23 protein-coding genes are annotated in these 26,999 nt (G+C 60.2%); 14 read left to right on the top strand and 9 right to left on the bottom strand.

What is annotated here, in order from left to right; genetic code table 11:
- Nucleotides 1–11: 11 nt before the first annotated feature.
- The 6 genes from HZ993_RS13600 (at nucleotide 12) to HZ993_RS13575 (ending at nucleotide 7,441) form a co-directional block, all read left to right on the top strand.
- On the top strand, nucleotides 12–1,823 hold the full coding sequence (locus tag HZ993_RS13600) for an ABC transporter substrate-binding protein (RefSeq protein WP_209393280.1): 1,812 nt from the start codon (nucleotides 12–14) through the stop codon (nucleotides 1,821–1,823).
- 119 nt (nucleotides 1,824–1,942) lie between these two features.
- Complete coding sequence (locus HZ993_RS13595; protein ID WP_209393279.1) at nucleotides 1,943–3,553, top strand: peptide ABC transporter substrate-binding protein; 1,611 nt, start codon at nucleotides 1,943–1,945, stop codon at nucleotides 3,551–3,553.
- A gap of 12 nt (nucleotides 3,554–3,565) precedes the next feature.
- On the top strand, nucleotides 3,566–4,486 hold the full coding sequence (oppB, locus tag HZ993_RS13590) for an oligopeptide ABC transporter permease OppB (RefSeq protein ID WP_209393278.1): 921 nt from the start codon (nucleotides 3,566–3,568) through the stop codon (nucleotides 4,484–4,486).
- Nucleotides 4,487–4,493: 7 nt separating this feature from the next.
- Complete coding sequence (locus HZ993_RS13585) at nucleotides 4,494–5,420, top strand: ABC transporter permease subunit (protein ID WP_209393277.1); 927 nt, start codon at nucleotides 4,494–4,496, stop codon at nucleotides 5,418–5,420.
- 6 nt (nucleotides 5,421–5,426) lie between these two features.
- Entirely contained in the window at nucleotides 5,427–6,443 is a 1,017-nt protein-coding gene (locus HZ993_RS13580; RefSeq protein WP_209393276.1) for an oligopeptide/dipeptide ABC transporter ATP-binding protein, read from the top strand.
- Nucleotides 6,440–7,441 carry an oligopeptide/dipeptide ABC transporter ATP-binding protein gene (locus HZ993_RS13575; RefSeq protein ID WP_209393275.1) on the top strand — a complete coding sequence of 334 codons (1,002 nt, stop codon included), beginning with the start codon at nucleotides 6,440–6,442 and terminating at the stop codon, nucleotides 7,439–7,441. The genes HZ993_RS13580 and HZ993_RS13575 overlap by 4 nt, the downstream gene beginning before the upstream one ends.
- 176 nt (nucleotides 7,442–7,617) lie before the next feature.
- Here the strand turns inward: HZ993_RS13575 and HZ993_RS13570 are convergent, their stop codons facing one another.
- From HZ993_RS13570 to HZ993_RS13555, 4 genes are all read right to left on the bottom strand, one after another.
- Nucleotides 7,618–10,446, bottom strand: a complete 2,829-nt coding sequence (locus HZ993_RS13570; protein WP_209393274.1) for a TonB-dependent receptor — start codon at nucleotides 10,444–10,446, stop codon at nucleotides 7,618–7,620.
- A 679-nt stretch (nucleotides 10,447–11,125) separates the two neighbouring features.
- Entirely contained in the window at nucleotides 11,126–12,415 is a 1,290-nt protein-coding gene (locus HZ993_RS13565) for a HAMP domain-containing sensor histidine kinase (RefSeq protein ID WP_209393273.1), read from the bottom strand.
- The gene (locus tag HZ993_RS13560) at nucleotides 12,415–13,131 is read right to left on the bottom strand and encodes a response regulator (RefSeq protein ID WP_209393272.1); all 717 of its coding nucleotides are present in this window, start codon (nucleotides 13,129–13,131) and stop codon (nucleotides 12,415–12,417) included. Before HZ993_RS13560 ends, HZ993_RS13565 begins: the two co-directional genes overlap by 1 nt.
- A 93-nt stretch (nucleotides 13,132–13,224) precedes the next feature.
- On the bottom strand, nucleotides 13,225–14,604 hold the full coding sequence (locus HZ993_RS13555; protein WP_209393271.1) for an AmpG family muropeptide MFS transporter: 1,380 nt from the start codon (nucleotides 14,602–14,604) through the stop codon (nucleotides 13,225–13,227).
- Between the two features lie 17 nt (nucleotides 14,605–14,621).
- Here HZ993_RS13555 and HZ993_RS13550 point away from each other — a divergent pair, with 17 nt between their 5' ends.
- Nucleotides 14,622–15,491: a M48 family metallopeptidase gene (locus HZ993_RS13550; protein ID WP_209393270.1), complete on the top strand. Its 870-nt coding sequence runs from the start codon at nucleotides 14,622–14,624 to the stop codon at nucleotides 15,489–15,491.
- Nucleotides 15,492–15,493: 2 nt separating this feature from the next.
- On the top strand, nucleotides 15,494–15,988 hold the full coding sequence (locus HZ993_RS13545) for a hypothetical protein (protein WP_209393269.1): 495 nt from the start codon (nucleotides 15,494–15,496) through the stop codon (nucleotides 15,986–15,988).
- Here the strand turns inward: HZ993_RS13545 and HZ993_RS13540 are convergent.
- Nucleotides 15,985–16,773 (bottom strand): exodeoxyribonuclease III, encoded by a 789-nt coding sequence (locus HZ993_RS13540; protein ID WP_209398463.1) that lies wholly within the window; start codon nucleotides 16,771–16,773, stop codon nucleotides 15,985–15,987. The two genes, HZ993_RS13545 and HZ993_RS13540, sit on opposite strands and share 4 nt — an antisense overlap.
- Before the next feature lie 10 nt (nucleotides 16,774–16,783).
- On the opposite strand from HZ993_RS13540, the gene pyrE reads away from it, so the two are divergent.
- The gene (gene pyrE / locus HZ993_RS13535) at nucleotides 16,784–17,461 is read left to right on the top strand and encodes an orotate phosphoribosyltransferase (RefSeq protein WP_209393268.1); all 678 of its coding nucleotides are present in this window, start codon (nucleotides 16,784–16,786) and stop codon (nucleotides 17,459–17,461) included.
- Between the two features lie 2 nt (nucleotides 17,462–17,463).
- Nucleotides 17,464–18,126: a DUF4124 domain-containing protein gene (locus HZ993_RS13530; RefSeq protein ID WP_209393267.1), complete on the top strand. Its 663-nt coding sequence runs from the start codon at nucleotides 17,464–17,466 to the stop codon at nucleotides 18,124–18,126.
- Here HZ993_RS13530 and gatB read toward each other — a convergent pair.
- From gatB to gatC, 3 genes are read right to left on the bottom strand one after another with little or no spacing between them, the layout of a single operon-like run.
- The gene (gatB, locus tag HZ993_RS13525) at nucleotides 18,123–19,628 is read right to left on the bottom strand and encodes an Asp-tRNA(Asn)/Glu-tRNA(Gln) amidotransferase subunit GatB (RefSeq protein WP_209393266.1); all 1,506 of its coding nucleotides are present in this window, start codon (nucleotides 19,626–19,628) and stop codon (nucleotides 18,123–18,125) included. The genes HZ993_RS13530 and gatB overlap by 4 nt on opposite strands.
- Nucleotide 19,629: 1 nt before the next feature.
- Entirely contained in the window at nucleotides 19,630–21,144 is a 1,515-nt protein-coding gene (gene gatA / locus HZ993_RS13520; RefSeq protein WP_209393265.1) for an Asp-tRNA(Asn)/Glu-tRNA(Gln) amidotransferase subunit GatA, read from the bottom strand.
- 16 nt (nucleotides 21,145–21,160) lie between these two features.
- On the bottom strand, nucleotides 21,161–21,460 hold the full coding sequence (gatC, locus tag HZ993_RS13515) for an Asp-tRNA(Asn)/Glu-tRNA(Gln) amidotransferase subunit GatC (RefSeq protein WP_209393264.1): 300 nt from the start codon (nucleotides 21,458–21,460) through the stop codon (nucleotides 21,161–21,163).
- A gap of 202 nt (nucleotides 21,461–21,662) precedes the next feature.
- Between gatC and HZ993_RS13510 the strand changes: the two genes are divergently transcribed.
- From HZ993_RS13510 to mrdA, 4 genes are read left to right on the top strand one after another with little or no spacing between them, the layout of a single operon-like run.
- Entirely contained in the window at nucleotides 21,663–22,706 is a 1,044-nt protein-coding gene (locus tag HZ993_RS13510) for a rod shape-determining protein (RefSeq protein WP_209393263.1), read from the top strand.
- Between the two features lie 16 nt (nucleotides 22,707–22,722).
- The gene (gene mreC, locus HZ993_RS13505; protein ID WP_209393262.1) at nucleotides 22,723–23,643 is read left to right on the top strand and encodes a rod shape-determining protein MreC; all 921 of its coding nucleotides are present in this window, start codon (nucleotides 22,723–22,725) and stop codon (nucleotides 23,641–23,643) included.
- Nucleotides 23,640–24,170, top strand: coding sequence for a rod shape-determining protein MreD (gene mreD, locus HZ993_RS13500; protein WP_209393261.1), 531 nt, complete (start codon nucleotides 23,640–23,642; stop codon nucleotides 24,168–24,170). The genes mreC and mreD overlap by 4 nt, the downstream gene beginning before the upstream one ends.
- Nucleotides 24,171–24,185: 15 nt before the next feature.
- Complete coding sequence (gene mrdA / locus HZ993_RS13495) at nucleotides 24,186–26,207, top strand: penicillin-binding protein 2 (RefSeq protein WP_209393260.1); 2,022 nt, start codon at nucleotides 24,186–24,188, stop codon at nucleotides 26,205–26,207.
- An 11-nt stretch (nucleotides 26,208–26,218) separates the two neighbouring features.
- Here the strand turns inward: mrdA and HZ993_RS13490 are convergent, their stop codons facing one another.
- Nucleotides 26,219–26,977, bottom strand: a complete 759-nt coding sequence (locus HZ993_RS13490; RefSeq protein WP_209393259.1) for a TSUP family transporter — start codon at nucleotides 26,975–26,977, stop codon at nucleotides 26,219–26,221.
- Nucleotides 26,978–26,999: the final 22 nt, after the last annotated feature.

The following is a 26,999-nucleotide window of genomic DNA, read 5'->3' as shown; positions in this document are numbered from 1 at the left end:
TGAGGGTGACTATGGGTTTAGGAAAAATTGGGGTGGCCTTGGCGGTGTTGTGCTGGGGTTTTGGTGCCCATGGGGACACGGCTAGCAAGACCCAGGCCGAGAAAGTGTTGCGCTACGCGTTTGAAATTGCCGAGACGGGTTTTGACCCCGCGCAGATTTCTGACTACTACTCCAGCACCGCTACGGCGAATATGTTTGACGCGCTGTACCGCTATGACTATTTGGCGCGGCCCGCCAAGGTGGTGCCCAATGTGGCGGACGGTATGCCGGTCATTAGTGATGACTTCAAGACCTTCACGGTTAAGGTAAAGCCCGGCATCTACTTTTCAGACGACCCCGCCTTTGGTGGCAAGAAGCGTGAACTGACCGCGCATGATTTTGTATATACATTTAAACGGATCTTTGACCCCAAGACCAAAAGCCAGAGTTATTCGGATATGGAAGAACTCAAGCTGCTGGGCATGGATGCCCTGCGCAAAGATGCTGAAAAGCCCGGCGCCCGCTTCAACTACGACAGCGAGGTGGAAGGCTTGCGTGCGCTGGATCGCTATACCGTTCAATTCAAGCTGGGCGACAGCCAGCCGCGTTTCATTTACCGTCTGGCGCAGCCCGGAACCCTGGGAGTCATGGCACGCGAAGTCGTCGAAAAATACGGCGACAAGATCATGGAGCACCCGGTAGGAACAGGCCCGTTCAAGTTGGACCAGTGGACCCGGTCCTCCAAGATCACGTTTGTGCGGAACCCCAATTTCCGCGAGGAGTATTACGAAGCCGAGCCACCGGCCGATGACGCTCTGTCGCAGGAAATCTACCGCCAAATGAAGGGTAAACGCATCCCCATCGTGGACAAGGTGGAGATTTCCATCATCGACGAAGTGCAGCCGCGCTGGTTGTCCTTTTTGGGCAACGAGCATGACTTTCTGATGTACTTGCCAGCCCAATTTGCCAACCAGGTGATCCCCAACAACAAGCTGGCGCCCAACCTGGTCAAGAAGGGTGTGCGCATGGAGCGGTATGCGGCGCCCGAGCTGACTTTTTCCTACTTCAATATGGAAAACGCCACAGTCGGCGGCAACTCCACCGAGAAGGTGGCATTGCGGCGTGCCATTGGCTTGGCCTACAACACCGAAGAAGAAATTCGCCTGCCCCGGCGCAACCAGGCCATTGCGGCCCAGGGCCTCATTCCGCCGAACACCTGGGGTTATGACCCCAAGTTCAAGTCCGAGCTGAGCGACTACAACCCAGCCCGCGCCAAGGCGCTGCTGGACATGTTTGGCTATGTGGACAAGGACGGTGATGGCTGGCGCGACATGCCCGACGGCAAACCGCTGGTGCTTGAGTATTCGACCCAACCGTCGGCCGCGGACCGCGAACTGAACGAAGTGTGGAAGAAAAGCATGTCTGCGGTTGGCATTCAAATCGTATTCAAGACCGCCAAGTGGCCTGAAAACCTGAAGTCGGCACGCGCCGGCAAGGTCATGATGTGGGGTCTGGGTAACTCGGCGACCAACCCAGATGGAGGCAATTTTTTAGACTTCGGCTACGGTCCGCAAAGGTTTGAGGGCAATCTGGCAGCCTTTCAGAATGATGAATACGACAAGCTCTACCGCCAGCAAGTTGTCATGCCGGATGGCCCCGAACGCATAGCCATCATGCAAAAAATGGTCAAGATCTTGGTGGCTTATATGCCCTACAAGTTCAACACCCACCGCATCCGCACCGATATGGTTCAGCCCTGGTTGGTGGGGTACCGCCGCCACCCCACGTCCCGTGGGTTTTGGCGCTATGTGGACATTGACACCAGCAAGCTGCCCGCCCAATGAAGACCTGGGTGCAGCCTTTACAATGCTGCACCCCTCTCGCCCTGCTTATCTGCAACCCGGGAGGCCCGCCTGGCGTTTGCACAACGAACCCCATCGGGCCCCGAAAGAATTGGAACACCATGCAATTGCGCATCGCACTGACGGCCGCAGCGGCCTTGATTTCGGTATGGACCGGCCCCAGCCAAGCGGCCATCATCCCGCCCGGCACGCAGCTGCATCCCACCCAGCACTTTGTGCGCAGCAATGGCTCCGAGCCCGAAAGCATGGACCCCGCGGTGGCAGAAACCGTGCCGGCCAACCAGATTCTGCGAGACCTGTTTGAAGGATTGACGGCAACCGACACCACGGGCAAGACCGTGCCCGGCGTGGCCGAGAGCTGGAAACAAACCAGCCCCACCACCTGGGTGTTCAAGCTGCGCACCAATGCTAAATTCTCCAATGGAGACCCCGTCGTCGCAGAAGATTTTGTGTACGGTATTCGCCGGTTTGTGGACCCCAAGACCGCGTCACCCTACGCAGCGACATTCGGCGTCTTTTTGCTGAATGGCCTGGCCGTCGCCCAGGGCAAGAAGCCGCCCAGCGAGGTCGGCGTCAAGGCTCTGGACAAACACACTTTGGAAATCAAGACGCAGGACCCCACGGCCTTTGTACCTGAGCTGGTGAGCAATACCCAACTGGGCCCGGTACACAAAGCCACCGTCGAAAAATGGGGCAAGGACTGGGTCAAGCCCGGCAATATGGTGGGTAATGGCGCGTATGTACTGAAAGACTGGCAGGTCAACAACCGCATCGTGGTGGAGAAAAACCCCCAGTACTGGGATGCCGCCAACGTGCAGCTCACCAAGGTGACCTACCTGCCTATCGAAGACCAGTTTGCAGACATCAAACTGTGGGAATCGGGCGAGACCGACTACGTTTACCAAATGCCTCCCGGCGTGTTTGACAAGTACAAGGCGCAATACCCCAAGGAACTGAAAAACCAGGCCATCATTGGCGTGCGTTATTACGACTACCAGACCAAGGACCCCGCGTTTAAAGACGTGCGGGTGCGCAAGGCCTTGTCCATGGTGATTGACCGCGAGATCTTGTCCAAACGTGTCACAGCCGACGGCCAGCCGCCGGCCTACAGCCTGATCGTCAACGGTGTGGTGGGTGCAGACCCCACGCCCTACGAGTGGGCAACCTGGCCCATGGACAAGAAGGTGGCCGAGGCCAAGAAACTGCTGGAGCAAGCGGGCGTGAAACCCGGCACCAAGTACAGCTTCTCGTACAACACCAGCGAATACCACAAGAAGATGGCCGTGTTTGTGGCCTCGGAGTGGAAGACCAAACTCGGCATCATCATGGAAACCGAGACCATGGAGTTCAAGGTGCTGGCCAAGAAGCGCCACGACGGCGCCTTCCAGATTGCTCGCAACGGCTGGCTGGCCGACTACAACGACGCCACCACCTTCCTGGCCCTGGTGCGCTGTGATTCGGACCAGAACACCAACTTCTATTGCGACCGCGACGCCGAAGCCCTGATCCAGAAAGGTACCCAGCAGACCGACCCCGCCAAACGCAAGGCTTTGCTGACCGAAGCCTCCAAGAAGATCATGGACGGCTACCCCATCATCCCCCTGGTGCAGTACTCCTTGCCGCGGCTGGTCAAGTCCTATGTCGGCGGTTATTCCGAGCTGAACCCGCAAGACCACTACCGCAGCAAAGACTTCTACATCATCAAGCACTGAGGGGCTTAGGCGATGTGGTCTTACACCCTGCGCCGCGTGCTTGCGGCCATTCCCACCGTGTTTGTGGTCATCACGGTCTGTTACCTGCTGCTGCATGCCACACCGGGCGGTCCGTTTGACAGTGACCGCAAGGTTTCGGCCGCCGTACTGGCCAATCTGCAGGCCAAGTACCACCTGGACCTGCCGCTGTGGCAACAGTACCTGCTGTACCTGAAGGGCCTGTTGCAGGGCGACCTGGGCGCATCCTTCCGTTACGCGGATTGGTCGGTTAATGATCTCGTGGCGGCTGCCCTGCCAGTGTCCCTGGCCATTGGTGGCATTGCCATGCTGGTTGCCGTGGTGGTGGGTGTTGGCCTGGGTATATTTGCCGCGCTGCGCCAGAACAGCATGGTGGACCACTTTGTGATGCTGCTGGGCAATATGGGCAGTGCGGTTCCCAGCTTTGTGCTGGGACCGGTGTTGATCATCATCTTCGCACTGGGCTTGAAGTGGTTGCCCGCCGGTGGTTGGAACAACTTCGAACCGCGCTTCCTGGTGCTGCCGATTGCGCTCTTGACCATCATCAACGTGTCCACCATAGGCCGTGTCATGCGCGGCAGCCTGATCGAGGTCATGCACAGCAACTTCATTCGCACCGCGCGTGCCAAAGGCTTGCCCACGCGGGTGGTGGTGATGCGCCATGCGCTCAAGCCGGCACTCTTGCCCGTGGTGTCGGTGCTTGGCCCCCTGGCCATCTCATCCATCACTTCGGCCTTGGTGACAGAGACGGTGTTCTCCTTGCCTGGCCTGGGCAAGCTGATCGTGAACGGCGCAGGCAATCGTGACTACACCCTGGTGCTGGGCCTGGTGGTGCTGATCACCGTGCTGACCGTGACACTGAATCTGTTGGTGGACCTGGCCTATGCCTGGTTGGACCCCAAGATTCGTTACTGATTCCCCTATGTTGACTCCCCAAGAAACCTCTGGCCTGGTGGCCAAAGTGGCTGACGCCGCCGCACTGCAAGGTGCTGCGCTGGCCGGTGGCCGCAGCCTGTGGTCGGACGCGCGCCGGCGCTTCCTGCGCAATCGCGCTGCCGTGATCAGCCTGGTCATTTTGTCCGTGATTTGTCTGGCCTGTGTGCTGGGGCCCTGGGTCTTGCCCCACGCGTTTGATAGCGCCGACTGGGATGCGATGAGTATTGCGCCCACCTTCACCAATTCACACTTCTGGGGTACGGACGATGCAGGCCGTGACCTGTTGGTGCGTTGCCTGATAGGCGGACGTATATCGCTGACCGTAGGGCTGCTGGCCACCCTGACTTCGGTAACGCTGGGCATCATCTGGGGTGCGACTGCCGGTTTTGTCGGCGGCAAGGTGGATGCGTTCATGATGCGCATCGTCGACATGATGTATGCCATCCCCTACCTGCTGATCGCCATTTTGCTGGTGACCATTTTGGGCCGCGAGTTTTATCTGGTGGTGCTGACCATCACCGTCTTCTCGTGGATGGATATGGCGCGTGTGGTGCGCGGGCAAACGCTCTCTTTGCGCTCCAGGGAATATGTCGAGGCAGCCCGATCCATTGGTGTGTCAACACCCCGCATCATCTTCCGGCACATCGTGCCCAATCTGCTGGGCGTAGTGGTGATTTACACCACCGTCACCGTGCCGGGTGTCATCCTGACCGAGTCGGTGTTGTCCTTTTTGGGGCTGGGCATCCAGGAGCCCATGACCAGCTGGGGTGTACTGATACAGGACGGCGCCAAGACCATGGAAGCCACGCCGTGGATCCTGCTGTTTCCCGCTGCCTTGTTGTCCATCACTCTGTATTGCTTCAACTTCATTGGCGACGGCTTGCGTGACGCGCTGGACCCCAAGGAACGCTAAACCACCATGCATTTATTGGAAGTCAAACAGCTGGGCGTGCAGTTTCAAACGCCCGACGGTGTGGTCAGTGCCGTCAACGGGATCAACTTCACGCTGAACCGCGGCGAGACCTTGGGCATTGTGGGTGAAAGCGGCTCGGGCAAGAGCCAATCCATGCTGGCCATGATGGGCCTGCTGGCCATCAACGGCCAGGCCACCGGCCAGGTGTTGTACCAGGGGCAAGACCTGATCAGCATGCCAACCAAAGACTTGAACCGCATCCGTGGCAACCGCGTGGCGATGATTTTTCAGGACCCCATGACCTCGCTCAACCCGTATTTGACGATAGAGCGGCAGATGACCGAGGTGCTGGAGTTCCACAAAGGCATGAGCCGCAAAGACGCCCGCACCAAGGCCGTGCAGGCGCTGGACGCGGTCAAGATGCCCGAGGCCGCGCGCCGCATCACCATGTACCCGCACGAGTTTTCGGGTGGCATGCGCCAGCGCGTGATGATTGCGATGTCGCTGCTCTGCGAACCCGATGTACTGATTGCGGACGAACCTACCACCGCCCTGGATGTGACGGTGCAGGCTCAGATCCTGATCTTGATGCGGGAGTTACAGCGCGACTTTGGCACGGCCATTGTGATGATCACCCACGACCTGGGCGTAGTCGCCGGTTTGTGCGACGAGGTCATGGTGTTGTACGGTGGCCAGGTCATGGAGCAGGCGAGTGCAGAGGCGATCTTCTACAAGCCGTCCCATCCCTACACCGCTGGTTTGTTGGCCGCCGTGCCGCGCCTGGAAGGTGGAGATGCGCCGATGCTGGCCATTCCCGGTGCGCCACCCAATATGGCCAAACTGCCGGTGGGTTGCCCATTCACTGAACGCTGCGTGATGGCGTTGCCGCAATGCGGCACGGCTCGTCCTGTATTGGCCCCGGCCGCGCACGACGAACATGTGTTGCGCGCCTGCCACCTGAACATCGAAACCGTGACGCAAAACCTGCAACGCCTGAAGGCCGAACAAGGAGTCGCAGCATGAGCGTCGCCATCGCAGAAACCGGCCTGGCATTGTTATCGGTGAGAGACCTGCGGGTTCACTTCGAGATTCGGGGTGAGAGTGCTTGGCCCTGGACAGCCACGCGCGCACTCAAGGCCGTGGACGGTGTGTCGTTTGACTTGCATGCCGGCGAGACGTTAGGCATTGTGGGCGAGTCGGGCTGTGGCAAATCCACCCTGGCCCGTGCGCTGCTCAACCTCGTGCCCATCACCGATGGCAGCGTCAAGTGGCATGGTGACGAGATGCGTGGCGCTAGCCCTGCGGCGTGGCAAGCCAAGCGCAAAGCCGTGCAAATGATTTTTCAAGACCCTCTGGCCTCGCTGGACCCGCGCATGACGGTGGCGCAGATCATTGGTGAACCCCTGCGCACCCATTGCCCTGAATTGAGCAGCGCACAGTACAACGAACGCGTGCTGGCCATGATGCTGCGCGTGGGGCTGACCGCGCAACAGATCAACCGCTATCCCCATGAATTTTCGGGTGGTCAGTGCCAACGTATTGGCATAGCCAGAGCCTTGATATTGAAGCCGCAAGTGGTGATTTGTGACGAACCCGTGTCTGCACTGGACGTCTCGATCCAGGCCCAGATCATCAACCTGCTCAAGGAGTTGCAGGCAGAGATGGGATTGGCTCTGGTATTTATTGCACACGACCTGGCCGTGGTCAAACACATCAGCCAGCGTGTCATGGTGATGTACTTGGGCCGTGCCATGGAAGTGGCGCACAAACACGCGCTGTACGACACGCCCCACCACCCCTACACACAGGCGCTGCTGGCGGCCATACCGATTCCCGATCCGCGTATCGAGCGGGGCAAGACCCTGCAGCTTCTGCAAGGCGATTTGCCGTCGCCCATCAACCAGCCGTCTGGTTGTGTATTCCGCACACGTTGCCCCAAGGCAGTGGCGCAATGTGCCCAGGCTATTCCGCCCTTGCGGACGGTGGCCCCTCAAACCCAAAGTGCCTGTATTCTGGACTGAAGGGTAGTCTTCTTTGCTACCGATATTGTAGCAATTCAATCATATTTCACGGGGGCTGTAGGCCATTTTGGCCAATGGTCTGCCTCGCTGCGCCGCACCAACTGCAACAACGTCCAGACGAAAAAAAGGCCACCCGAAGGTGGCCTTTTTGCTGAGTAACAGTCTACTTGCGCAGATTAGAACTCGTAGGAGCCTGTCAGACGGAACTGACGTGGCTTCTGGATGCTGTCAGCCACGGGCTGGCCGTAGATTGGATCGGGCGAGCGCAATGCCACTTCGCCACGCTCTTCAATAGCACGCACAGCGCGCTCATTGAAGATGTTCAATGCATCAACCGTGAAGGTCAAGCCCTTTTGCCAGCCTGGTGTGTAGGTGGCTTGCAGGTTGACTTCCTTCGACCAGTCCAGACGGCCTTGCGAGCCGCGTGGTGTAGGTTGGCCATTGCAGTAGAACGAAGACGAACCGTACTGGATGGAGGTTGTGTCCAAGGTGCCGTTGTAGTAACCGAAGCAGTTCTTTGGACGACCGCTACGGGCAACCAAGCTACCACCGATACGCCATTCGTTGTTCAGCGCGTAAGAGCCAAACATCTTGATGGTGTGCTGGCGGTCATTTGGCAGGTCACCGTGGGCGCCTTCCATCAGACCGGGGTGGTCGAAGTCCTGGCTGATACCGGCGTCGTCTTGTCCGATGTCGGACTTGACATAACCTTCGGTGTTGCCGCGGCTACGTGCATACACGTAAGAACCCTGGAAGCTCCACTTCTTGTCCCATGCGCGCTCGAAGCTGATTTCAACCGCGTCATACAGGCGCTCTGCCTCTGGCAGTCCCAGCGCAGATGCGGGGATGGTCAGAGTGGTCAGTTGACCGGTGCCGTTCAGGTCCACATTGGCCTTCAGGTCACGGCCAGCGTTGTACAAGAAGCAGTGGGCAATCGCGTCACCAATGGCTGCAGCCTGTGCTGCGGTGTAGCCGTTCTTCAGCGCCCATGCTGCTGGAGCGTCGCCTTCGCAAACGTCATCCATGGCGTCGCGCAACTTGCGGTGGGTGTACTTCACACCCACCGACCAGTTGCTGGCCAAGGCCTTTTGGAAGCCCAAAATCAGCTCATCCTGGTGCATGGGCTTGATGTCTGGATCCACCACGGTCTTGGGGTCAGGCGTTGCACCATTGCTGAGTGTCAGACGTGAACCCAGTTGGGCACCCATCAGAGGCAACTGCTGGGGCGCTGCACCAATGCTGCCACCATAGGTGTAGAACTCTTGGTAGTTGGTCTCAGAGCCAGCCAAACGGACGTTGGTGTTGGAGTACACGGGAATGAAGTAACGGCCCAGGTTACCGTAGACCTTCAGGTCGCCGTTGCCCGACACGTCCCAAGATGCGCCAAAGCGGGGAGCCCAGGTGTTCTTGATGTCGATGAACGGCACGCCATCCGCGTTGTTGTTCGTGAACTGCTCATTACGGATACCGGCGTTAACCAGAATGTCCTTGGTGACCTGGTAGTTGTCTTCGACGTACCAAGCGGAGTTCTTGGTCAGGAAGGTACCACCGTTCTTGAACGTACGTGTTTCCACGTAGGGGAATGCAGCGCCCGTTGTATTCCTGTAACCATTGGCCAGTTGGCCCGTGGCGCTCAGGTTGAAGATGCGGTACAGGGTGCCGCCGGAGTAGGCTGTGCCGTCCACCACGGTGTACTTTTCCACGTCCAGACCGGCGCGGATCTGATGATTGCCCAAGGTGTATTCACCATCCAGACGGAAGGCTTCACGCTTGTCGTTAGCACCAGGATCGGTCACCGACAGAACGGTACCGCAACCCAGGTTCAGGCGGGGCGCAACGCGCTGGTCACGCACGATAGGGCAAGCAGCAGAAGACACATCGGACGAACGGGAGTATTCGCCGCGGCCATACAGGGCCGAGATATTGAAATCGTCGGTGATCCAGCTGGTCCATTTCAGGATGGTGTTTTGGCCACCGTTGGTGTAGGACTCGTTACCGACGTACGCGCCGCGCGGCGTTTGGTACTTGACGGGCGAGCGATAGGTGTTGATGTTGTCGACGGACTTGTCGCTGAATGCGGTCAATTCCAACAAGTTGCTCTTGTTGATGTTCCAGTCCAGCTTGACCAGGTAGTTGGGCGATGTGTTGGTCAGGTCGGTCTGCAGATCGCTGCCGTAGGTATTGGTGGTCTTGTTGTTGCCTTCCACGATACCGAAGAAGAACAGTTCGTCCTTGATCAGGGCGCCACTGCCCCACACGTTGACCTTGGTCTCGGTGGTTCCGCCTGGACGGTTTTTCAGTTCCCAGACGCCAGCTGCATTGCGCTCCGAATAAACGGAAGAGCCGCGCCAAGCTTCGGGGGCGTAGCTTGCGCTGATGCCGCCCTTGAACTCATTGGTACCGCGCTTGGTGTTGACGCTGATCACGCCACCCAAAGAACGGCCGAACTCGGCACCATAACCACCGGTCTTGACCTGGTGCTCGCCAATGGCTTCAAAAGGAATCTGGTTGAACGCCACACCGTTAACGATGTTGGTAACGTTGAAACCGTTGATGTAATACGCGTTTTCAGCAGGAGACGCGCCGCCCAGGGAGGGCACATTACCGCCGCGTGAGCCGGTTTGACCGATACGGCCATCGCCTTCAACCGCGCCAGGGGCCAGCAGGGTCACTGCGGTCACGTCCTTGATCACGGGAATGCGGTCGATGGTGGCCTTGGTCAGGGTCTGGTTCGACTCGGTGGACTTGACGTCCAAAGAGCGATTGGCCGAGCCAGTCACCACCACAGTCTGCAAAGAACCAAAGTAAGCGTCAGCGCCTTGACCGGCTTGCACGTCCACCGTACGGGTGTCTGTGGTGCCGTTGGCATTGGTGACAGTCACGGTATAGGTACCGGAAGGCAACTGAGACACCTGAGCGGCGCCGTCATCATTGGCCTTCAACTGGCGGGAGACGCCAATAGACTTGTTTTCAATAACGATGGATGCGCCTTTGCTGGCACGCACGTTGATGGATCCAGCGCTTTGTTGCGCATGAACCGCGCCCGCAGCCAGCAGCAAACCTGCAGCTGCCGCGACAGCGGTACGCCTCCATAGGGGGGATTGAGGCAAATATTTGCTCATAAGGAATTAACTCCAAGAATTTGATAAACGACCTGCAACTTTACTTAGGAAACACATTGCTTTGCAGTCGGGTCAACCCTGTTCGTTACCATTTAGTAACAACGTGTTGCGTCAAAACATCAAATCTGTGTGGGTTTGTTGCGCTGCACAAATTTGGACGGACCCAGGCACTCAAAAAGTGATAAAAAATAACGGGATGCACCCCTAAAGGGCGTAGATTCCCGTCTAAATTTGTGTTAAATAATTTTGACGCTTTGGTCAGGATGGTGACGCTGTCTGGTAACAGGTGGCGCAAACACAACGGTTACCCAAACTGGCTAGCGGTGTATCGGCGAAAAAAAAGCCACCCTAGGGTGGCTTTGTAAAAGTCCCCCGAGAGGGACGTCGTTGGATTCTTTGCAGGCCGCCCGACTTCTGGGGCTATGCCAAGCTTTTTTCGCTTAACTGTGACAGCAGTGGGTTCAACTGTAGGGGAGCGGGATGAATACCGGTATCCCCTGTTTGTGGGGTTCTTTCAGAAAAGCCGCATTTGGCCTGTCTTTCGTCCAGATGGACGGATCCACTAGACCGCGGCAGCGCCTTGTGGCAAGCGAATCTCAAAACAGGCGCCACCGGCGGGGTTGTCTTTGCATACCACCGTGCCGCCATGGCGCAGTGTTATGGACTTGACCAGTGCCAACCCCAGCCCAACCCCGCCGTCACGCTCCGATGCGCCTGGCAGGCGGTAGAAGGGTTCGAAGATACGCTCACGAAAGGCTTGGGGCACACCCGGACCCCTGTCGCACACGCGAATGACTGCAAAACTGCCATCCTGGGCCAGCGTCAGGGTGGCTGCTCCCTTGGCATGGCGCCCCGCGTTTTCGAGCAAATTGCGCACTGCGCGGCGTAGCAGCTTGTTAACCCCCGGGACCACCAGCGCTCCGCACGCTGGATCGGCATCCAGCGTGGCGCCGGTGCGTGCACATTCTTCGGCCGCCAAACCCAGCAAATCCACGGGTTCAATGCTGCCCAGGTCGGCCTCTTTGGCGTCCAGGCGGCTGGCCAGTAATATTTCGTCGATCAGTTGGTCCAGTTCCTGGATATTGCGGGTGATCTCGTCTTTCGCCCGGTTCACTGCCGGGTCAGACGGGTTACCCAAAAACTCCAGGCCCATGCGGATACGGGTCAACGGTGAACGCAACTCGTGGGACGCATTGGCGAGCAGGGATTTTTGGGATGCCAACAAGGCGTCACGGGTCTTGACCAGGGTTTCTACTTGCTGCGCGGCATGGTTGAAGCGGGTGGCCAGAAAGCCCACCTCGTCTTTGCCGCCCACCGGCACCCGTGCGCTCAAGTCACCATCGCCCCACTGCTGCACGCTGCGCTGCAGGGCCTCTAGCCGGCGGGTCAGGCGCCGCACGATGGGGTAGGTTGCCAGGGCCACGGCTACGCCGACCAAACCCAGTGTCCAAAAAAATCCAAATGGCGCACGCCACTGCGACTGTCGCGCACGCGGCATGTGGATCGATATGGTCTGCCCGTCCTGCATACGAACATCAAACTCGGGCCCTGGGCCATACCGGCCACGGGGTTCACGCGGTGTGTCGTCGGTGCTGCTGGCGGGCTCGGATGGACCGTCGGCATCCGCGTTGGCATCCGGCGGCTGCTTGGGCGGCATGACCCAACCCGGTGAATTGGGAGACCGCCCCAAACGTGCGCGCCCCTGGCCAATCACTTCGCCGGCCTGGTTGCGGGCCACAACTTCGCGCAAGGGCGGGTCCGAGGCCATGCGCCACGCCCACCCAACCAGCAGCGTGAGCACGGCAACGGCCAAAACAACGGCCAGCCAGATGCGGATATAGAGGCGGTGCATCAATCTTGCTGACGGGCAAACACGTAACCCACGCCACGCACGGTCAGAATCCGTTTCGGGGATTTGGGGTCCGCCTCGATGGCTGCCCGTATGCGGCCCATGTGTACATCAATTGAGCGGTCAAAGGCATCCAGCTCGCGCCCGCGTACGGCTTCCATGATCTGGTCTCGCGTGAGCACCCGTCCTGCCCGCTCGGCCAGGGCCACCAGCAGGTCAAACTGGTAAGAGGTCAGCTCGCACAGTGCGCCGCTTACGGACACACGGCGCGCATCGCGGTCAATCTCCAATGCGCCGAAGCGCAGTGTCATGTTGTCGGTGGCGGGGCCCTCCACCCGGCGGCGCAGCACGGCGCGTATGCGGGCCAGCAGTTCGCGCGGTTCGAAGGGTTTGGGCAGGTAGTCATCCGCACCAATTTCCAGGCCAATGATGCGGTCCATGGCGTCGCCTTTGGCAGTCAGCATCAGGACGGGAACCTGGGACAGGCTGGAGGGCAGTGCGCGGATGCGTCGGCACACCTCCAGGCCATCCATGTCGGGCAGCATCAGGTCCAGGATGACCAGATCGGTGGAGCTTGCCTTGACGGGGTTATTGAGTGCCGCAAGCCCTGCCGCACCGTCGCCCGCAGAACTGACCACAAAACCGGATTGCTCCAGGTACTGCGCCACCATGGCCGCCAGGCGGGCGTCGTCTTCGATCATCAACAGGTGTTGGCTCATGCGGCGAGTCTATCGCCGCGTGTCGAAGCGCGTGTGCGTGGCACCTGAAGCACCTGTAAAGTTTGGTAAACCAGGAGCCGAAATGCTATAAAATTAGGAGCTATATGAGCTTATTGGACGGGGGCTAGAGGCTAATTTTGCTTTGGATGCCCACCACACCAGGCCCAGCACCGGCACACCCAGCATCGACGTGGCCGTAAAGAAGCTGGCATAACCAAAGTGGTCCACAAAAGCACCCGAATAACCGGCCACAAATTTGGGCAAGAGCAGCATCATGGAGCTGAACATGGCGTACTGGGTCGCCGAGTAGTTCACATTGGTCAGCGAGGACAGGTAAGCGATGAACGCCGCCGAGGCGATGCCGCTGGCCAGGTTGTCCGCAGAGATCACAAATATCAGCGCCTGCACGTCATGGCCACGACCGGCCAGCCAAGCAAACATCAGATTGGTCGCCGCGCTCAGGACCGCACCCAGCATCAATACCCGCATCACGCCTAACCGCATGGCCATGGCGCCACCTACAAAGGCGCCCACCAAAGTCATGACCACGCCGTAGATCTTGGTGACTGCGGCCACCTCGTCCTTGGTGAACCCCATATCCACATAAAACGGGTTGGCCATGATGCCCATCACCACATCGCTGATGCGGTAGGTCGCTATCAGGGCCAAAATCAACACCGCGTGTATGCCATAACGCCGCAGAAACTCGGTGAAGGGCTCCACGACGGCGCTGCGCAACCAATCGGCCGCGTTTTTGGCCGGCGGAATAGGTTTGTGGGCCGGTTCCGGAGAGAACAATACAGTCAACACGCCGGGCAACATGCTGGCCGCCATGACCAGGTAGGCCGTTTGCCAGGCGCCGTGTTGGTAGCCCGCCACGACCCCTGCAACCTCGGCGGGCACTTCGGCCCGCGCCGCAATCCACAGTGCACCGGCGCCAGCCCAGATCATGGCCAGGCGGTAACCGGTCTGGTAGGTGGCAGACAAGGCTGCCTGGCGTTCGGTGTCGGCCGATTCAATGCGAAAGGCATCCAGCGCAATGTCTTGTGTGGCAGACCCAAAGGCCACGGCAATGGCGCACCACACCACGGGTAACAAGGCCATCCGGGGGTCGGTAAACGCCATGCACACCAAACCCGCCATGATCACAGCCTGCGCGAACAGCAGCCAGCTGCGCCGGCGGCCCAGCAGGCGCGTCAACAGCGGTAGCGGCATGCGGTCCACCAGCGGAGACCACACCCACTTAAAGCCATAGGCCAGGCCCACCCAGCTCAAATAACCAATCGTGGTACGGTCAATACCGGCCTCGCGCAGCCAGAAGCTCAGGGTTCCAAACACCAGCAGCAAAGGCAGGCCGGCCGAGAACCCCAGCGACAACATGCGCAGCGAGGCTGGCTCCAGGTACACCTTGAGGGTGGCAAGCCAGGTAGGCTTGTCGGCCGATGGGGTGGTGCTGGGCGTTGGAGTGGTCATGGAGGAATAATACCGTTATGACAATCGGTTCTGAACGCAAACATGCCGGCGGGTTTACCCGGCCGATCTTTGGTCCAGCCCTGCTCGTTGGGGCCTTGGCGTTGTCCGCAGCGGCACCATCGGCGCTGGCCCGTGAAGGGGTGGATGTGGGGGGCAACTCCGCGTTTACCAAGCTGGTGCCGGCCGAAGAGGTGGAACGGTCAGCTTCTAAGCAATACCTGCAACTGCTCAGCCAGGCGGATGAAAAGCGGGCACTGGCCCCCAAGGACAATGCCCAACTGCAGCGCTTGCGCGGTATTGCCCAAAAAATCATTCCGTTCGCGCTGGACTGGAACCCCCGCGCCCGCGGTTGGCAGTGGGAGGTCAACCTGATCGGCTCCAGCCAGATCAATGCCTTTTGTATGCCCGGGGGCAAGATTGTTTTTTACACCGGCATATTGGAAAAGCTGCAGCTCAGCGACGATGAGGTTGCCATGGTTATGGGCCACGAAATTGCCCATGCCCTGCGTGAACACGCCCGCGAACGCATGGGCAAAAGTGCGGCCACCCATGGCATTGCCCGGCTGGCGGGCGCGCTGGCCTCCAGCTATTTTGGGATCGATTCGCGCATCACCGACGGCATCGCCAGCGGCGGCGCCAACCTGCTGACACTGGAGTTCAGCCGCGACGACGAATCCGAGGCCGACCTGGTCGGCATGGAGCTGGCAGCGCGAGCGGGTTACAACCCGCGCGCGGGTGTCACACTGTGGCAAAAGATGGGCGCGGCCAATAAAAACGCGCCGCCGCAATGGCTGTCCACCCACCCGGCGGGTACACGCCGCATCGCGGATATTGAGGCCAATCTACCCAAGGTCATGCAATTGTTTGAGCGCGCCCGCGCACGGTAGCCATGCCGCAATGGCTGAACCACCCTGCGGTACAGCTTCTGCTGTGCACGGGTGCGTATCTGGCCTTGGGGTATTGGACCGACAAATGGATCGTGCTGTTTGTCTCACCGCTGTATGGCGCACTGGTGGCGCGCCCACTGATCAACCTGGTGGCCCTGCTGCGCCAGGCGCTGCGGTCCAGTGTGTGGCTGCCGGTGCATGGTCAGCATTACGTGTTCAAAGGCACCACCGTACATGTACTGGAGGACGGTGCAGGCTGGCGATGGATTCGCCTGACAGACGTGCAGACCATATTGGGTACGGTGCTGAACACCCGCGTATTGGCCATTACCTACCCCGAACGCCTGGAGATGATGGGCCGGCCCGCACACCTGCACATGCGTGACGACGCCCTGATAACCCACCTGGCCAAACAAAACGATGCGACCGCCCTGCGCCTGAGGACCTGGGTGGAGCGCAGCATCGCCTTTCCCGCAGAACGAGCCCGGCAGCGTTAACTCCAGTCGTAGCCTATGGTGATGGGTGCATGGTCAGAGAACTTCTCACCCTTGTAGATGTCCACCGTGCGGGCGCCAGCTGCCATGGCGGGTGTGGCCAGGTGGTAGTCCAGCCGCCACCCCACGTTGTTGGCATAGGCCTGGCCCCGGTTGCTCCACCATGTGTAGCAGGCGTCGGTGGTGTCGGGCTCCAGTTGGCGGTACACATCGACGATGCCGCCTTCCGTCGTCAGCTTGGTCACCCAGGCGCGCTCTTCGGGGGTGAAGCCACTGTTCTTCTGGTTGCTGCGCCAGTTTTTCAGATCGGCCTCTTTGTGGGCAATGTTGATGTCGCCGCACAAAATGAAGTCGCGCTGGGCCTTGAGCGCCTGCAGATGGGGGTACATCTTGTCCAGAAAGCGGAACTTGGCCTGCTGCCGGTCTTCGCCCGACGAACCGCTGGGAAAGTAGGAGCTGATGACCGAGTGTTTGCGTGTGGGGGTGTCAAAACGCAGCTCCACATAACGGCCTTCTCCATCAAATTCGCCACCGTCAAAACCGACGATCACGTCGCTGGGCTCCAGCCGTGTGTAGGCGGCCACGCCCGAGTAGCCTTTTTTCTCGGCAAAGTGAAAGTAGCCCTTGAGCCCGGCCAGGGACTCAAACTTGCCCGCCACATCGTTAGCCTGGGCCTTGACCTCTTGCACACAAATACAATCGGGCGCGGCCTGGTGCAGCCAGGCCTCCAGCCCTTTGCTGGTGGCAGAGCGAATGCCATTGAGGTTGAGACTGGTTAACTTAAACAAGGAATTTTTCATGTCGAATCTCGATCCGTTGGCCCAGGAGTTTGTGCAGTTTGCCGTGGAGTGCGGGGTGCTGCGCTTTGGTGAATTCAAGACCAAGGCGGGTCGCATGAGCCCCTACTTCTTCAACGCGGGCCTGTTTGACGACGGAGCCAAGCTGGGGCGTTTGGCTGGATTCTATGCCCAGCGCCTGCTGGCCAGCGGCATGGAGTTCGACATGGTTTTTGGCCCCGCCTACAAGGGTATTCCGCTGGGTGCGGCCCTGTCGGTGGAGCTGGCCCGGCTGGGCCGTAATGTGCCTTTTGCCTACAACCGCAAGGAAGCCAAGGACCATGGCGAGGGTGGCACTCTGGTGGGCGCACCACTCAAGGGCCGTGTGCTGATCGTGGACGATGTGATGTCCGCCGGCACCGCCACCCGCGAATCCATCGCCATCATCCAGGCTGCGGGTGCCACGCCCCATGGTGTGCTGATTGCACTGGACCGCCAGGAGAAAGCGACTGAAAACGGCCAGGACGTGCCCTACAGTGCGGTGCAGTTTGTGCAGCGCCAATTGGGGCTAAAGGTAAGTTCGATTGCGAAGCTCAGCGATTTGATGCAGTATCTGGCGGGTCACAGCGGAGCAGGTTTGGCACAGGCGCACCAACAGGTGCAGGCCTACCGGGAGCGGTACGGTGTTGACGAAGGATAAACATGACTTTGCGTAAGTGGGTTCGCGCCGGTGTGGGTACTGGCATCGCTACGGTGATCTGCACCGCTGCCTGGGCGCAGGCCGTTATTCCTGGCGTCTACACCTGTGTGGATGCCAAAGGCCGCAAACTCACCGCAGACCGCCCCATCCCCGAATGCACGGACCGCGAGCAAAAGGTGCTCAACCCCAGTGGCACGGTCAAGGCCAAGGTTGGCCCCAGCCTGACGGCGGCCGAGCGTGCGGAGCTGGAGCAAAAAGAACGCCGGGAGATTGAAGAGCGCAACCGCGCCATTGACGAGAAACGCCGGGACCGCGCCTTGCTGACGCGTTACCCCAACAAGGGTGTCCATGACCAGGAGCGCGCGCAGGCGCTGGCCCAGATTGGCGTGGTGATACAGGCCGCCAAAACCCGGCTGGATGAGCTGATCAAGCAGCGCGTGGCCATTGACCAGGAAATGGAGTTCTACAAGAAGGACCCCGCCACGGCACCGGCCTACCTGCGCCGCCAGTTGGAAGAAAATGCCCAGAGTCAGACGGTGCAGCGCCGTTTTATCGGTGAGCAGGATGGCGAGATCAAGCGGGTGAATGCACGCTTTGACGACGAGCTGGTGCGCCTGCGCCAGCTCTGGGCCTTGAATGCGCCGACCGCGGCGGCGAGTCGTTAGCCTAGCTTGCTGCGCAACAGGTCGTTGACCTGTTGTGGATTGGCCTTGCCCTTGCTGGCCTTCATGATCTGACCCACCAGGGCGTTGAGCGCCTTCTCGTTGCCAGCCTTGAATTCGGCCACGTTTTTGGCATTGGCGGCGATCACCTCATCCACGATGGCTTCCAGGGCGCCGGTGTCGTTCATCTGTTTCAGGCCCTTGGCATCGATGATGGCGTCCACGTCGGAGCCCTCGCAGGACCACAGCGCCTCAAACACCTGCTTGGCGGCGTTGTTGGATACCGTGCTATCGGCGATGCGGCCAATCAAGGCGGCCAGTTGCGCAGCTTTCACCGGCGCGGCTTCGATGGCCAGGTCTTCGGTGTTCAGGCGGCGTGAAACTTCACCCATGATCCAGTTGCTGGCGAGTTTGGGCTGGCCGCAGGCGTTGGCGGTTGCCTCAAAGTAGCCCGCAATCGTCTTGCTCTGCGTCAGCTGCGTGGCATCGTATTCGGGCAGACCATAGTCGCGAACAAAGCGTTCCGACATGACACGAGGCAATTCGGCCATCAGCCCCCGTATTTCCTGGATCCATTGCTCCGAAATATATAGCGGTGGCAAATCCGGGTCAGGGAAGTAACGGTAGTCGGCGGCGTCTTCCTTGGTGCGCATGGCGCGTGTCTCGCCGGTGTCCGGATTGAATAACACGGTGGCTTGCTCGATCTCTTTGCCGTCTTCAATCTGCTCGATTTGCCAGCGCACCTCGTAGTCGATGGCCTGTTGCATGAACTTGAAGCTGTTCAGGTTCTTGATCTCACGCCGTGTGCCCAGCGGCTGGCCAGGTTTGCGCACCGACACATTGGCGTCGCAGCGGAAGGAACCCTCTTGCATATTGCCGTCGCAGATGCCGATCCAGGTCACGATCTTGTGTAGCTCTTTGGCGTAGGCCACGGCCTCTGCGCTGGAGCGCATATCGGGCTCGGTGACGATCTCCAAGAGCGGTGTGCCGGCGCGGTTCAGGTCGATGCCGGTCTGGCCAATGAAGTCTTCGTGCAGCGATTTGCCGGCGTCTTCTTCCAGGTGGGCGCGCACCAGGCGCACGGTTTTTTTCTCGGCCACACCCTTGACTTCGGGCATGAAGAATTCCACCGCGCCGCCTTGCACCACCGGGATCTCGAACTGGCTGATCTGGTAACCCTTGGGTAGGTCAGGATAGAAATAATTCTTGCGGGCAAAAATGCTCTTGGGCGCAATGTGTGAGCCAATGGCCAAACCGAATTCGATGGCGCGTTGCACGGCGCCCTTGTTCATCACCGGCAGCGTACCGGGCAGGGCCAGGTCCACGGCGCAGGCCTGGGTATTGGGCTCGGCACCAAAGGCTGTGGCGGCGCGGCTGAAGATCTTGCTGGTGGTGGACAACTGGGCGTGTGTCTCGAAGCCGATGATGACTTCGTACCCCTGCACCAGCGGGCCGGTTGGGCGGCCCTGTTGTTGTGCTTCAAATGTGTTCACGGTCTCACTCATATCAAAATCCTGCGGGGCGGGCGGCGTGGAAGTCCGTCGCTTGCTGGAAGCGGTGCGCGGCATTGAGCAGGCGCGACTCCTGGAAATAATTGCCCAGCAACTGCATGCCCACCGGCATGCCGCCGGCACCAAAGCCCACGGGAATGCTCATGCCGGGCAGACCGGCCAGCGAGCCGGGCAGCGTGAAAATGTCAGCCAGGTAGTTGGCCACCGGGTCGTCGGATTTTTCGCCAATCTTCCACGCCACGGTGGGGGCCACCGGGCCGGCTATCACGTCGCAGTCCTTGAACGCATTCTGGAAGTCGTCGGCAATCATGCGGCGGATTTTTTGCGCTTGCAGGTAGTAGGCGTCGTAATAACCGTGGGATAAAACGTAGGTGCCGATCATGATGCGGCGCTTGACCTCGTCGCCAAAACCTTCTGCGCGGGTCTTCTTGTACATGTCGGCCAGGTCGGTGAACTTGTCCGCGCGGTGGCCGAACTTCACACCGTCAAAGCGACTCAGATTCGAGCTGGCTTCGGCCGGCGCAATGATGTAGTAGACGGGGATGGACAGCTGGGTGCGCGGCAGTGTGATGGGCACCAGCTTGGCGCCCAGTTTTTCGTATTCCTTCAGCGCCGCGCCAATGGCGCTGCGCACATCGACAGACAGCCCTTCGCCAAAAAACTCCTTCGGTATGCCAATGCGCAGACCTTCAAGGGAGTCATTGAGTTTCAGCGAATAGTCTTCGGCAGGTACATCGATAGAGGTCGAGTCACGGTCCAGGTCCGGGCCACACATGGCCGACAACAGCAGCGCGCAATCCTGTGCGGAGCGGGCCATGGGGCCGGCCTGGTCCAGGCTGGAGGCAAACGCAACCATGCCGTAGCGCGACGCGCGTCCATAGGTGGGTTTGATGCCGGTGATACCGCAGAACGAAGCTGGCTGGCGGATGGAGCCGCCGGTGTCGGTGCCAGTGGCTGCAGGGGCCAGGCGTGCGGCCACGGCGGTGGCACTGCCACCCGAGGAGCCGCCGGGAATACGGGTCGTGTCCCACGGGTTGCGAACCGGCTCGACCTTGTCGTGGCCCACTGCGGCAATGGCCGAGTTCTCATTGCTGGAGCCCATGGCGAACTCGTCGCAATTGAGCTTGCCCAGCGTGACCACACCCTGTGCGGCCAGCTTGGCCACCACGGTCGCGTCAAACGGCGAGCGGTAGGTTTTCAGCATGCGCGAACCGGCAGTGGTGACGAAGTCTTTGGTCACAAAGATGTCTTTGTGCGCCATGGGCAGGCCTTCCAGCGAACCTGCCGTGCCATTCGCAAGACGCGCATCGGCGGCGCGGGCCTGGGCCAGCGTGGTGTCGGCATCCACGGCCACAAAGGCGCCCAGGTTGGCGTGGGCGGCGCTGCGGTCCAGGAAATGCTGGGCCAGCTCGACTGCGGACACTTTTTTGTCGCGCAGGGCCTGGGTCAGGGCGTGCACGCTTTGGTCGTGCAGGTCTGGGGAAGATGGGGAGGAGGGTGTCGTCGTCATCGTGTGTTCTGCAAAATTACTCAATCACCTTTGGCACCAGAAACAGGCCGTTTTCGACCGCCGGTGCGCTGCGCTGGTTGGCCTCGCGCTGGTTGGGCTCGCTGGCCACGTCATCACGCAAACGCAAGGCAAAGTCCGACAGGGCCACCACCGGGTGGGCCAGGGGCTCAATGCCCGTGGTGTCCACGGCGCGCATTTGCTCCACGATGTCGAAAAAGCCATTCATTTGGGTCAGCATGCGCTCACTTTCTGAGGGCGCTAGTTCCAAGCGTGCCAGATTGGCAATACGGGCAATATCAGTAGATGTCAGTGACATGGTGCGTGTTGGGTTGAAACCAAAGGTAATTCGGTGCCAATGGCTCAGTTTAGAGAGGGGTGTACAAAGGCAATCGGTTATTATCCCGTCTTTGGCGTGGGTGCTGCAAAGTCACCAATATTGACGCCAAACTTACGACTTTTTAACGCAAAAACCGTGGTGATGGGGGCCGAAGCGCTTCCCGTGCCCGAGAGGATATGTAATGTTTGGATCTTTCCGTCGGTACTTCTCCACCGACCTGGCCATTGACTTGGGCACGGCCAATACCCTGATTTTTGTACGCGGTCAGGGCATTGTTCTGGACGAACCCTCGGTCGTCGCCATCCGCCACGAAGGTGGTCCTCAGGGCAAAAAAACCATTCAGGCCGTCGGCAAAGAAGCCAAGGCCATGTTGGGCAAGGTTCCCGGCAACATTGAAGCCATCCGCCCCATGAAAGACGGCGTGATTGCCGACTTCACGGTGACCGAGCAGATGCTCAAGCAATTCATCAAGATGGTGCATCCGCGTGGCATTTTCCGCCCCAGCCCCCGCATCATCATTTGTGTGCCCTGCGGCTCCACCCAGGTCGAGCGCCGAGCCATCCGCGAATCGGCACTGGGCGCCGGTGCCAGTGATGTGTACCTGATCGAAGAACCCATGGCTGCGGCCATCGGCGCCGGTCTGCCCGTATCGGAAGCCAGCGGCTCCATGGTCGTGGACATTGGTGGTGGTACCACCGAAGTTGGCGTCATCTCGTTGGGCGGCATGGTCTACAAGGGCTCGGTCCGTGTCGGTGGCGACAAGTTTGACGAAGCCATCATCAACTACATCCGCCGCAACTACGGCATGCTGATTGGTGAGCCCACCGCGGAGTCCATCAAGAAACAAATCGGCTCGGCCTTCCCTGGCTCGGAAGTCAAGGAAATGGAAGTACGCGGACGCAACCTGTCCGAAGGCGTGCCCCGCAGCTTCACGATCTCGTCCAACGAAATCCTGGAAGCCCTGACCGACCCGCTGAACAACATCGTCTCAGCCGTCAAAAACGCGCTGGAACAAACGCCCCCCGAACTGGGTGCAGACATTGCCGACCGCGGCATGATGTTGACCGGTGGTGGCGCGCTGTTGCGCGACCTGGACCGCCTGCTGGCCGAAGAAACCGGGCTGCCGGTGCTGGTGGCCGAAGACCCACTGACCTGTGTGGTGCGCGGTTGCGGCATCGCGCTGGAGCAGATGGAGCGTCTGGGCTCCATTTTCACCAGCGAATAAATAACCGGACACAGCGATGCCATTAGGTACGCTGGACAGAGATCCTCCCCCCTTCTTCCGGCAGGGCCCATCGGCCCTGTCGAAATTGGCCGTGTGCAGTGCACTGGCCTTTTTCCTCATGGTCGCGGACGCGCGGTTCAAGGTCATGCAGCCCCTGCGGGTGGTGCTCGCCACCGTGTTGTACCCCGCGCAGTGGCTGGCCATGCGCCCGGTGCTGGTCTTCCAGCACGCCAGCCAGTATTTTTCGTCGTTGACGGCGGCGCAGACTGCACAGCAAGAGGTTTTGCGCAAACACAGCCTGCAATCGCAGCGCGCCAACCAGGTGGAGCAGTTGTCGCTGGAGAACGAGCGCCTGCGCAAGGCACTGGGCTTGCGCGAACGCCTGCAGTCTCCGTCCGTTGCCGCGCAGGTGATTTATGACGCGGCCGATCCCTACAGCCGCAAGGTCATCATCGACAAGGGTATGGCAGACAAGATCGCCTTGGGCTCGCCGGTGCTGGACGAGTCCGGTGTGCTGGGCCAGGTGACCCGTGTCTACCCGCTGGTCAGCGAGGTAACACTCATCACCGACCGTGACCATGCCATCCCCGTGCTGAACACCCGCACCGGTGCGCGGGGTGTGGCCTTTGGTGATGTGTCATTGCATGTAGATGCCATGGAGCTGCGTTTCATGGCTGCCAATGCGGATGTGGCCGAGGGCGATTTGTTGACCACCAGCGGTGTGGATGGTGTTTATCCACCGGGCTTGCCCGTTGCCCGGATCGAGAAGATTGAGCGCCGGGTGGATGCCGTATTTGCCCGCATCTACTGTGTGCCCTTGGCCATGGTGGCCGGCGCTGGGCATGTGCTGGTGCTGGAGCCAACCAACGCACAAATCCCCGCCCGCCCGGCAGCCGATGTGCCTGCGGTTGTACCCCGACGCGGAGCCTCCCGATGATCATGCGCCCCGGCCAGCAGCTGCTGCTGCCCGCCAACCCTTTCTTCATCTGGGGCAGCCTGATCGCCGCCATGCTGGTCAACATGCTGCAGAACATGGGCCTGTGGGGCCGTGCCGCGTGGACACCCGACGTGTTGGCCGTCGTGCTCGTATTCTGGACGGTGCACCAGCCACTGCGTGTCAGCATTGGCGGCGCTTTTGTGTTTGGTTTGTTGATGGATGTGCACCAGGGCGGTCTGCTGGGCCAGCACGCCATGGCCTACACCGTGCTGAGCTTTTTTGCCATCACTGTGCACCGTCGCTTGTTGTGGTTCTCGGTGCCCTCGCAGGCGGCGCAAGTTTTTCCGCTGTTTGCCGTGGCCCATGCGGTGGAGCTGGCCGTGCGCATGTTCAATGGAGGCACCTTCCCGGGCTGGATGATGCTGCTGGCGCCGGTGGCCGAAGCGGTGCTGTGGCCCGTGGCCAACCTGGTCCTCCTGGCCCCACAACTGCGCGCCCCCGATCCGGACGCCAACCGTCCCCTGTAACTGGACCGTTTTCGCATGACCGAAATACGCAACGTCGAAGCGGACCTGGCGCGTTTTCGCACCCGCGTGTTTGCGGTCAGCGTCATGGTGCTGTTCTGTTTTTCCTTGCTGGCCATGCGCCTGGTGTACCTGCAGGTGGTGCGCCACGACGACCTGCGGGCGCAGGCCGAGAGCAACCGCACCTCCATCGTGCCCATCGTGCCCAACCGCGGCCTGATCGTGGACCGCAATGGTGTGGTGCTGGCCAGCAATTACTCGGCTTATACGTTGGAGATCACGCCCAGCAAGACCAAGGGTCTGGAGCAGACCATTGACGAGTTGAGCAAGGTGATGGAGGTGACGGCGCGGGACCGCCGGCGCTTCAAGAAACTGATGGACGAGTCCAAGAGTTTTGAGTCCCTGCCGATCCGCACGCGCCTGACCGATACCGAAGTGGCGCGTTTTGCGGCCCAGCGTTTCCGTTTCCCCGGCGTCGAGATCAAGGCGCGCCTGTTCCGCAACTACCCCTACGGCGAGCTGGCCAGCCACGTCGTGGGCTACATCGGGCGCATCAACCAGGCCGAGAAAGCCAAGATCGAGGACGACGACAACCAGGCCAATTACCGGGGTACCGAATACATCGGCAAGCTGGGCGTGGAGCAAAACTTCGAGCAGGAACTGCATGGCACCACCGGGGTGGAGCGGGTGGAGACATCGGCCGGTGGGCGCGCCGTGCGCAAACTTGCCAGCACACCCTCGACGCCAGGCAACCTGCTGGTGTTGTCCCTCGATGTCAAGCTGCAGAAGTTGGTAGAAGACATGTACGGTGACCGCCGCGGCGCGCTGGTGGCCATCGATCCGCGCAATGGTGAGGTGTTGGCCTTTGTGTCCAAGCCCACCTTCGACCCCAACCTGTTTGTTGACGGCATCGACACCGAAAGCTGGGCCGCTCTGAATGAAGACCCCGACAAACCGCTGCTGAACCGCGCGTTGCGTGGCACCTACCCGCCGGGTTCGACCTACAAGCCGCTGATGGCGATGGCGGCCCTGAATAGTGGCAAGCGGGCCGCCAATGTGGTGATCCAGGACAACCTGACCTACAGCTTTGGTGGTCGTACCTTTGGCAGCCCCGAGGCCGACCGCCCGGGCCCCAAAGACATGCGCCTGGCCATCGTTGGCTCCTCCAACGTCTACTTCTACAGCCTGGCCAACGAGATGGGCGTGGACCTGATCCACGACCAGTTGATGCCCTTTGGCCTGGGTCGCCACACCGGTATCGATCTGATGGGCGAGGTCACCGGTGACCTGCCGTCACAGGAATGGAAGCGCAAGAAGTTCAAGAAAGCCGAGCAACAAAAATGGTATGCCGGCGAGACCATCTCGTTGGGCATTGGCCAGGGCTACAACAACTTCACGATGCTGCAAATGGCCAGCGCCTACGCGACCATCGCCTCCGGTGGTCTGCGTTTCAAGCCACGCCTGGTGCGCGAGATCAAGGACAGCGTCCACCATACGACCCAACGTGTTGCCAGTGATGCGCTCGAACCCCTGCCGCTCAAGCCCGAGCATGTGGACGTGATCCGCAATGCCATGCACGGCGTGACGGTGGAGGGCACCTCGGCCCGGATTTTTGCCGGTGCCGGCTACACCAGTGGCGGTAAAACCGGCACGGCGCAGGCCGTCGGACTGCGAGCGGGCGAAAAGTACAGCAGTGTCAAGGCCGACGAGAGCAAACGAGACCATTCCCTCTACGTTGCGTTTGCACCGGTCGAAAACCCGACGATTGCGCTGGCCGTGATTGTGGAGAACGCCGGCTGGGGCTCCGGGTCTGCTGCGCCCATTGCGCGGCGCGTTTTCGATTACTGGCTGATGGGGCAGTATCCCAATGACGACGACATGGCTGCCGTGCAAAAGGGCCAGGCCATGGCGCCCATTGGCAAGCCGCTGGTGGCCGCCCAGGTGCCATTGCCACGCGCCGGTGCCAGCGCTGCCGTTGTGCCCTTGGCACCCGGCGCCACGGCTGCGCCAGCCAGCGCCCCAGTTAGCGCGCCCCGCTAAGACCGCTGCGCTCAGCGCAAGAACGCGTCGTAGCTGGTCTTCAGAATCAGCGCCGACACCACGGCGATGAAGACGCCCCGTACAAAGCCCGTGCCGTGTTTCAGTGCCAGGTGGGTGCCGGCCAGACTACCCAGGATATTGGCAATCGCCATCACCAGCACAAAGTGCCACCACACGTGGCCCTTGTAGGCAAATAACAGGATAGCGGCCAGGTTGGATGCAGTGTTGAGCAGCTTGGCGCTGGCCGATGCATTCAGGAAGTCGTATCCCAGCAGGCGCACCAGCAGGAACACAAAAAAGCTGCCGGTGCCCGGGCCAAAGAAACCGTCGTAGAAGCCTATGACCGCGCCAATGCCGCTGGCGATCAAAGCCTCGCGCTGGCCCACAAAACGTGGTGTGTGGTCGCGCCCCAGCTGTTTCTTGGCCAGTGTGTAGCCCAGCACCAGCACCAGCACCACCGGCAAGGCCTTGCGCAAATACTGTGGTGACACCACGGTGACCAGCCAGGCGCCACCCATGGACGCTGCAAAACACACAATGGCTGCCGGTACCAGTGCATGCCAACGCATTTGCACCCGCTGGCTGTACTGCGCAGTGGCAATGGCCGTGCCCCAGACCGAGGCGCCCTTGTTGGTGCCAAATAAGGTGGCGGGATGGGCGTTGGGGAAGGTGGCAAACAGTGCTGGGACCAGAACCAAGCCCCCCCCACCGACGATCGAATCCACAAAACCGGCCAAGAGCGAGGCCAACGCAACAACAAGCATTTCCATGTTTTGATTCTCGCATTGCAGC

Source organism: Rhodoferax sp. AJA081-3 (assembly GCF_017798165.1).
In the GTDB taxonomy this organism is placed as follows: domain Bacteria; phylum Pseudomonadota; class Gammaproteobacteria; order Burkholderiales; family Burkholderiaceae_C; genus Allorhodoferax.
This window is presented reverse-complemented; position numbering and strand designations above follow the sequence as displayed.

Bases quoted from the DNA above. Each gene is read 5' to 3' on its own strand.
- mreD (WP_209393261.1), top strand. From the start codon at position 23,640: ATGATCATGCGCCCCGGCCAGCAGCTGCTGCTGCCCGCCAACCCTTTC.
- oppB (WP_209393278.1), top strand. From the start codon at position 3,566: ATGTGGTCTTACACCCTGCGCCGCGTGCTTGCGGCCATTCCCACCGTG.
- HZ993_RS13600 (WP_209393280.1), top strand. From the start codon at position 12: ATGGGTTTAGGAAAAATTGGGGTGGCCTTGGCGGTGTTGTGCTGGGGT.
- mreC (WP_209393262.1), top strand. From the start codon at position 22,723: ATGCCATTAGGTACGCTGGACAGAGATCCTCCCCCCTTCTTCCGGCAG.
- gatB (WP_209393266.1), bottom strand. From the start codon at position 19,628: ATGAGTGAGACCGTGAACACATTTGAAGCACAACAACAGGGCCGCCCA.
- HZ993_RS13545 (WP_209393269.1), top strand. From the start codon at position 15,494: ATGCCGCAATGGCTGAACCACCCTGCGGTACAGCTTCTGCTGTGCACG.
- HZ993_RS13550 (WP_209393270.1), top strand. From the start codon at position 14,622: ATGACAATCGGTTCTGAACGCAAACATGCCGGCGGGTTTACCCGGCCG.
- HZ993_RS13585 (WP_209393277.1), top strand. From the start codon at position 4,494: ATGTTGACTCCCCAAGAAACCTCTGGCCTGGTGGCCAAAGTGGCTGAC.
- HZ993_RS13555 (WP_209393271.1), bottom strand. From the start codon at position 14,604: ATGACCACTCCAACGCCCAGCACCACCCCATCGGCCGACAAGCCTACC.
- HZ993_RS13490 (WP_209393259.1), bottom strand. From the start codon at position 26,977: ATGGAAATGCTTGTTGTTGCGTTGGCCTCGCTCTTGGCCGGTTTTGTG.
- gatC (WP_209393264.1), bottom strand. From the start codon at position 21,460: ATGTCACTGACATCTACTGATATTGCCCGTATTGCCAATCTGGCACGC.
- HZ993_RS13510 (WP_209393263.1), top strand. From the start codon at position 21,663: ATGTTTGGATCTTTCCGTCGGTACTTCTCCACCGACCTGGCCATTGAC.
- pyrE (WP_209393268.1), top strand. From the start codon at position 16,784: ATGTCGAATCTCGATCCGTTGGCCCAGGAGTTTGTGCAGTTTGCCGTG.
- HZ993_RS13530 (WP_209393267.1), top strand. From the start codon at position 17,464: ATGACTTTGCGTAAGTGGGTTCGCGCCGGTGTGGGTACTGGCATCGCT.
- HZ993_RS13580 (WP_209393276.1), top strand. From the start codon at position 5,427: ATGCATTTATTGGAAGTCAAACAGCTGGGCGTGCAGTTTCAAACGCCC.
- HZ993_RS13575 (WP_209393275.1), top strand. From the start codon at position 6,440: ATGAGCGTCGCCATCGCAGAAACCGGCCTGGCATTGTTATCGGTGAGA.
- mrdA (WP_209393260.1), top strand. From the start codon at position 24,186: ATGACCGAAATACGCAACGTCGAAGCGGACCTGGCGCGTTTTCGCACC.
- HZ993_RS13565 (WP_209393273.1), bottom strand. From the start codon at position 12,415: ATGCACCGCCTCTATATCCGCATCTGGCTGGCCGTTGTTTTGGCCGTT.
- HZ993_RS13560 (WP_209393272.1), bottom strand. From the start codon at position 13,131: ATGAGCCAACACCTGTTGATGATCGAAGACGACGCCCGCCTGGCGGCC.
- gatA (WP_209393265.1), bottom strand. From the start codon at position 21,144: ATGACGACGACACCCTCCTCCCCATCTTCCCCAGACCTGCACGACCAA.
- HZ993_RS13595 (WP_209393279.1), top strand. From the start codon at position 1,943: ATGCAATTGCGCATCGCACTGACGGCCGCAGCGGCCTTGATTTCGGTA.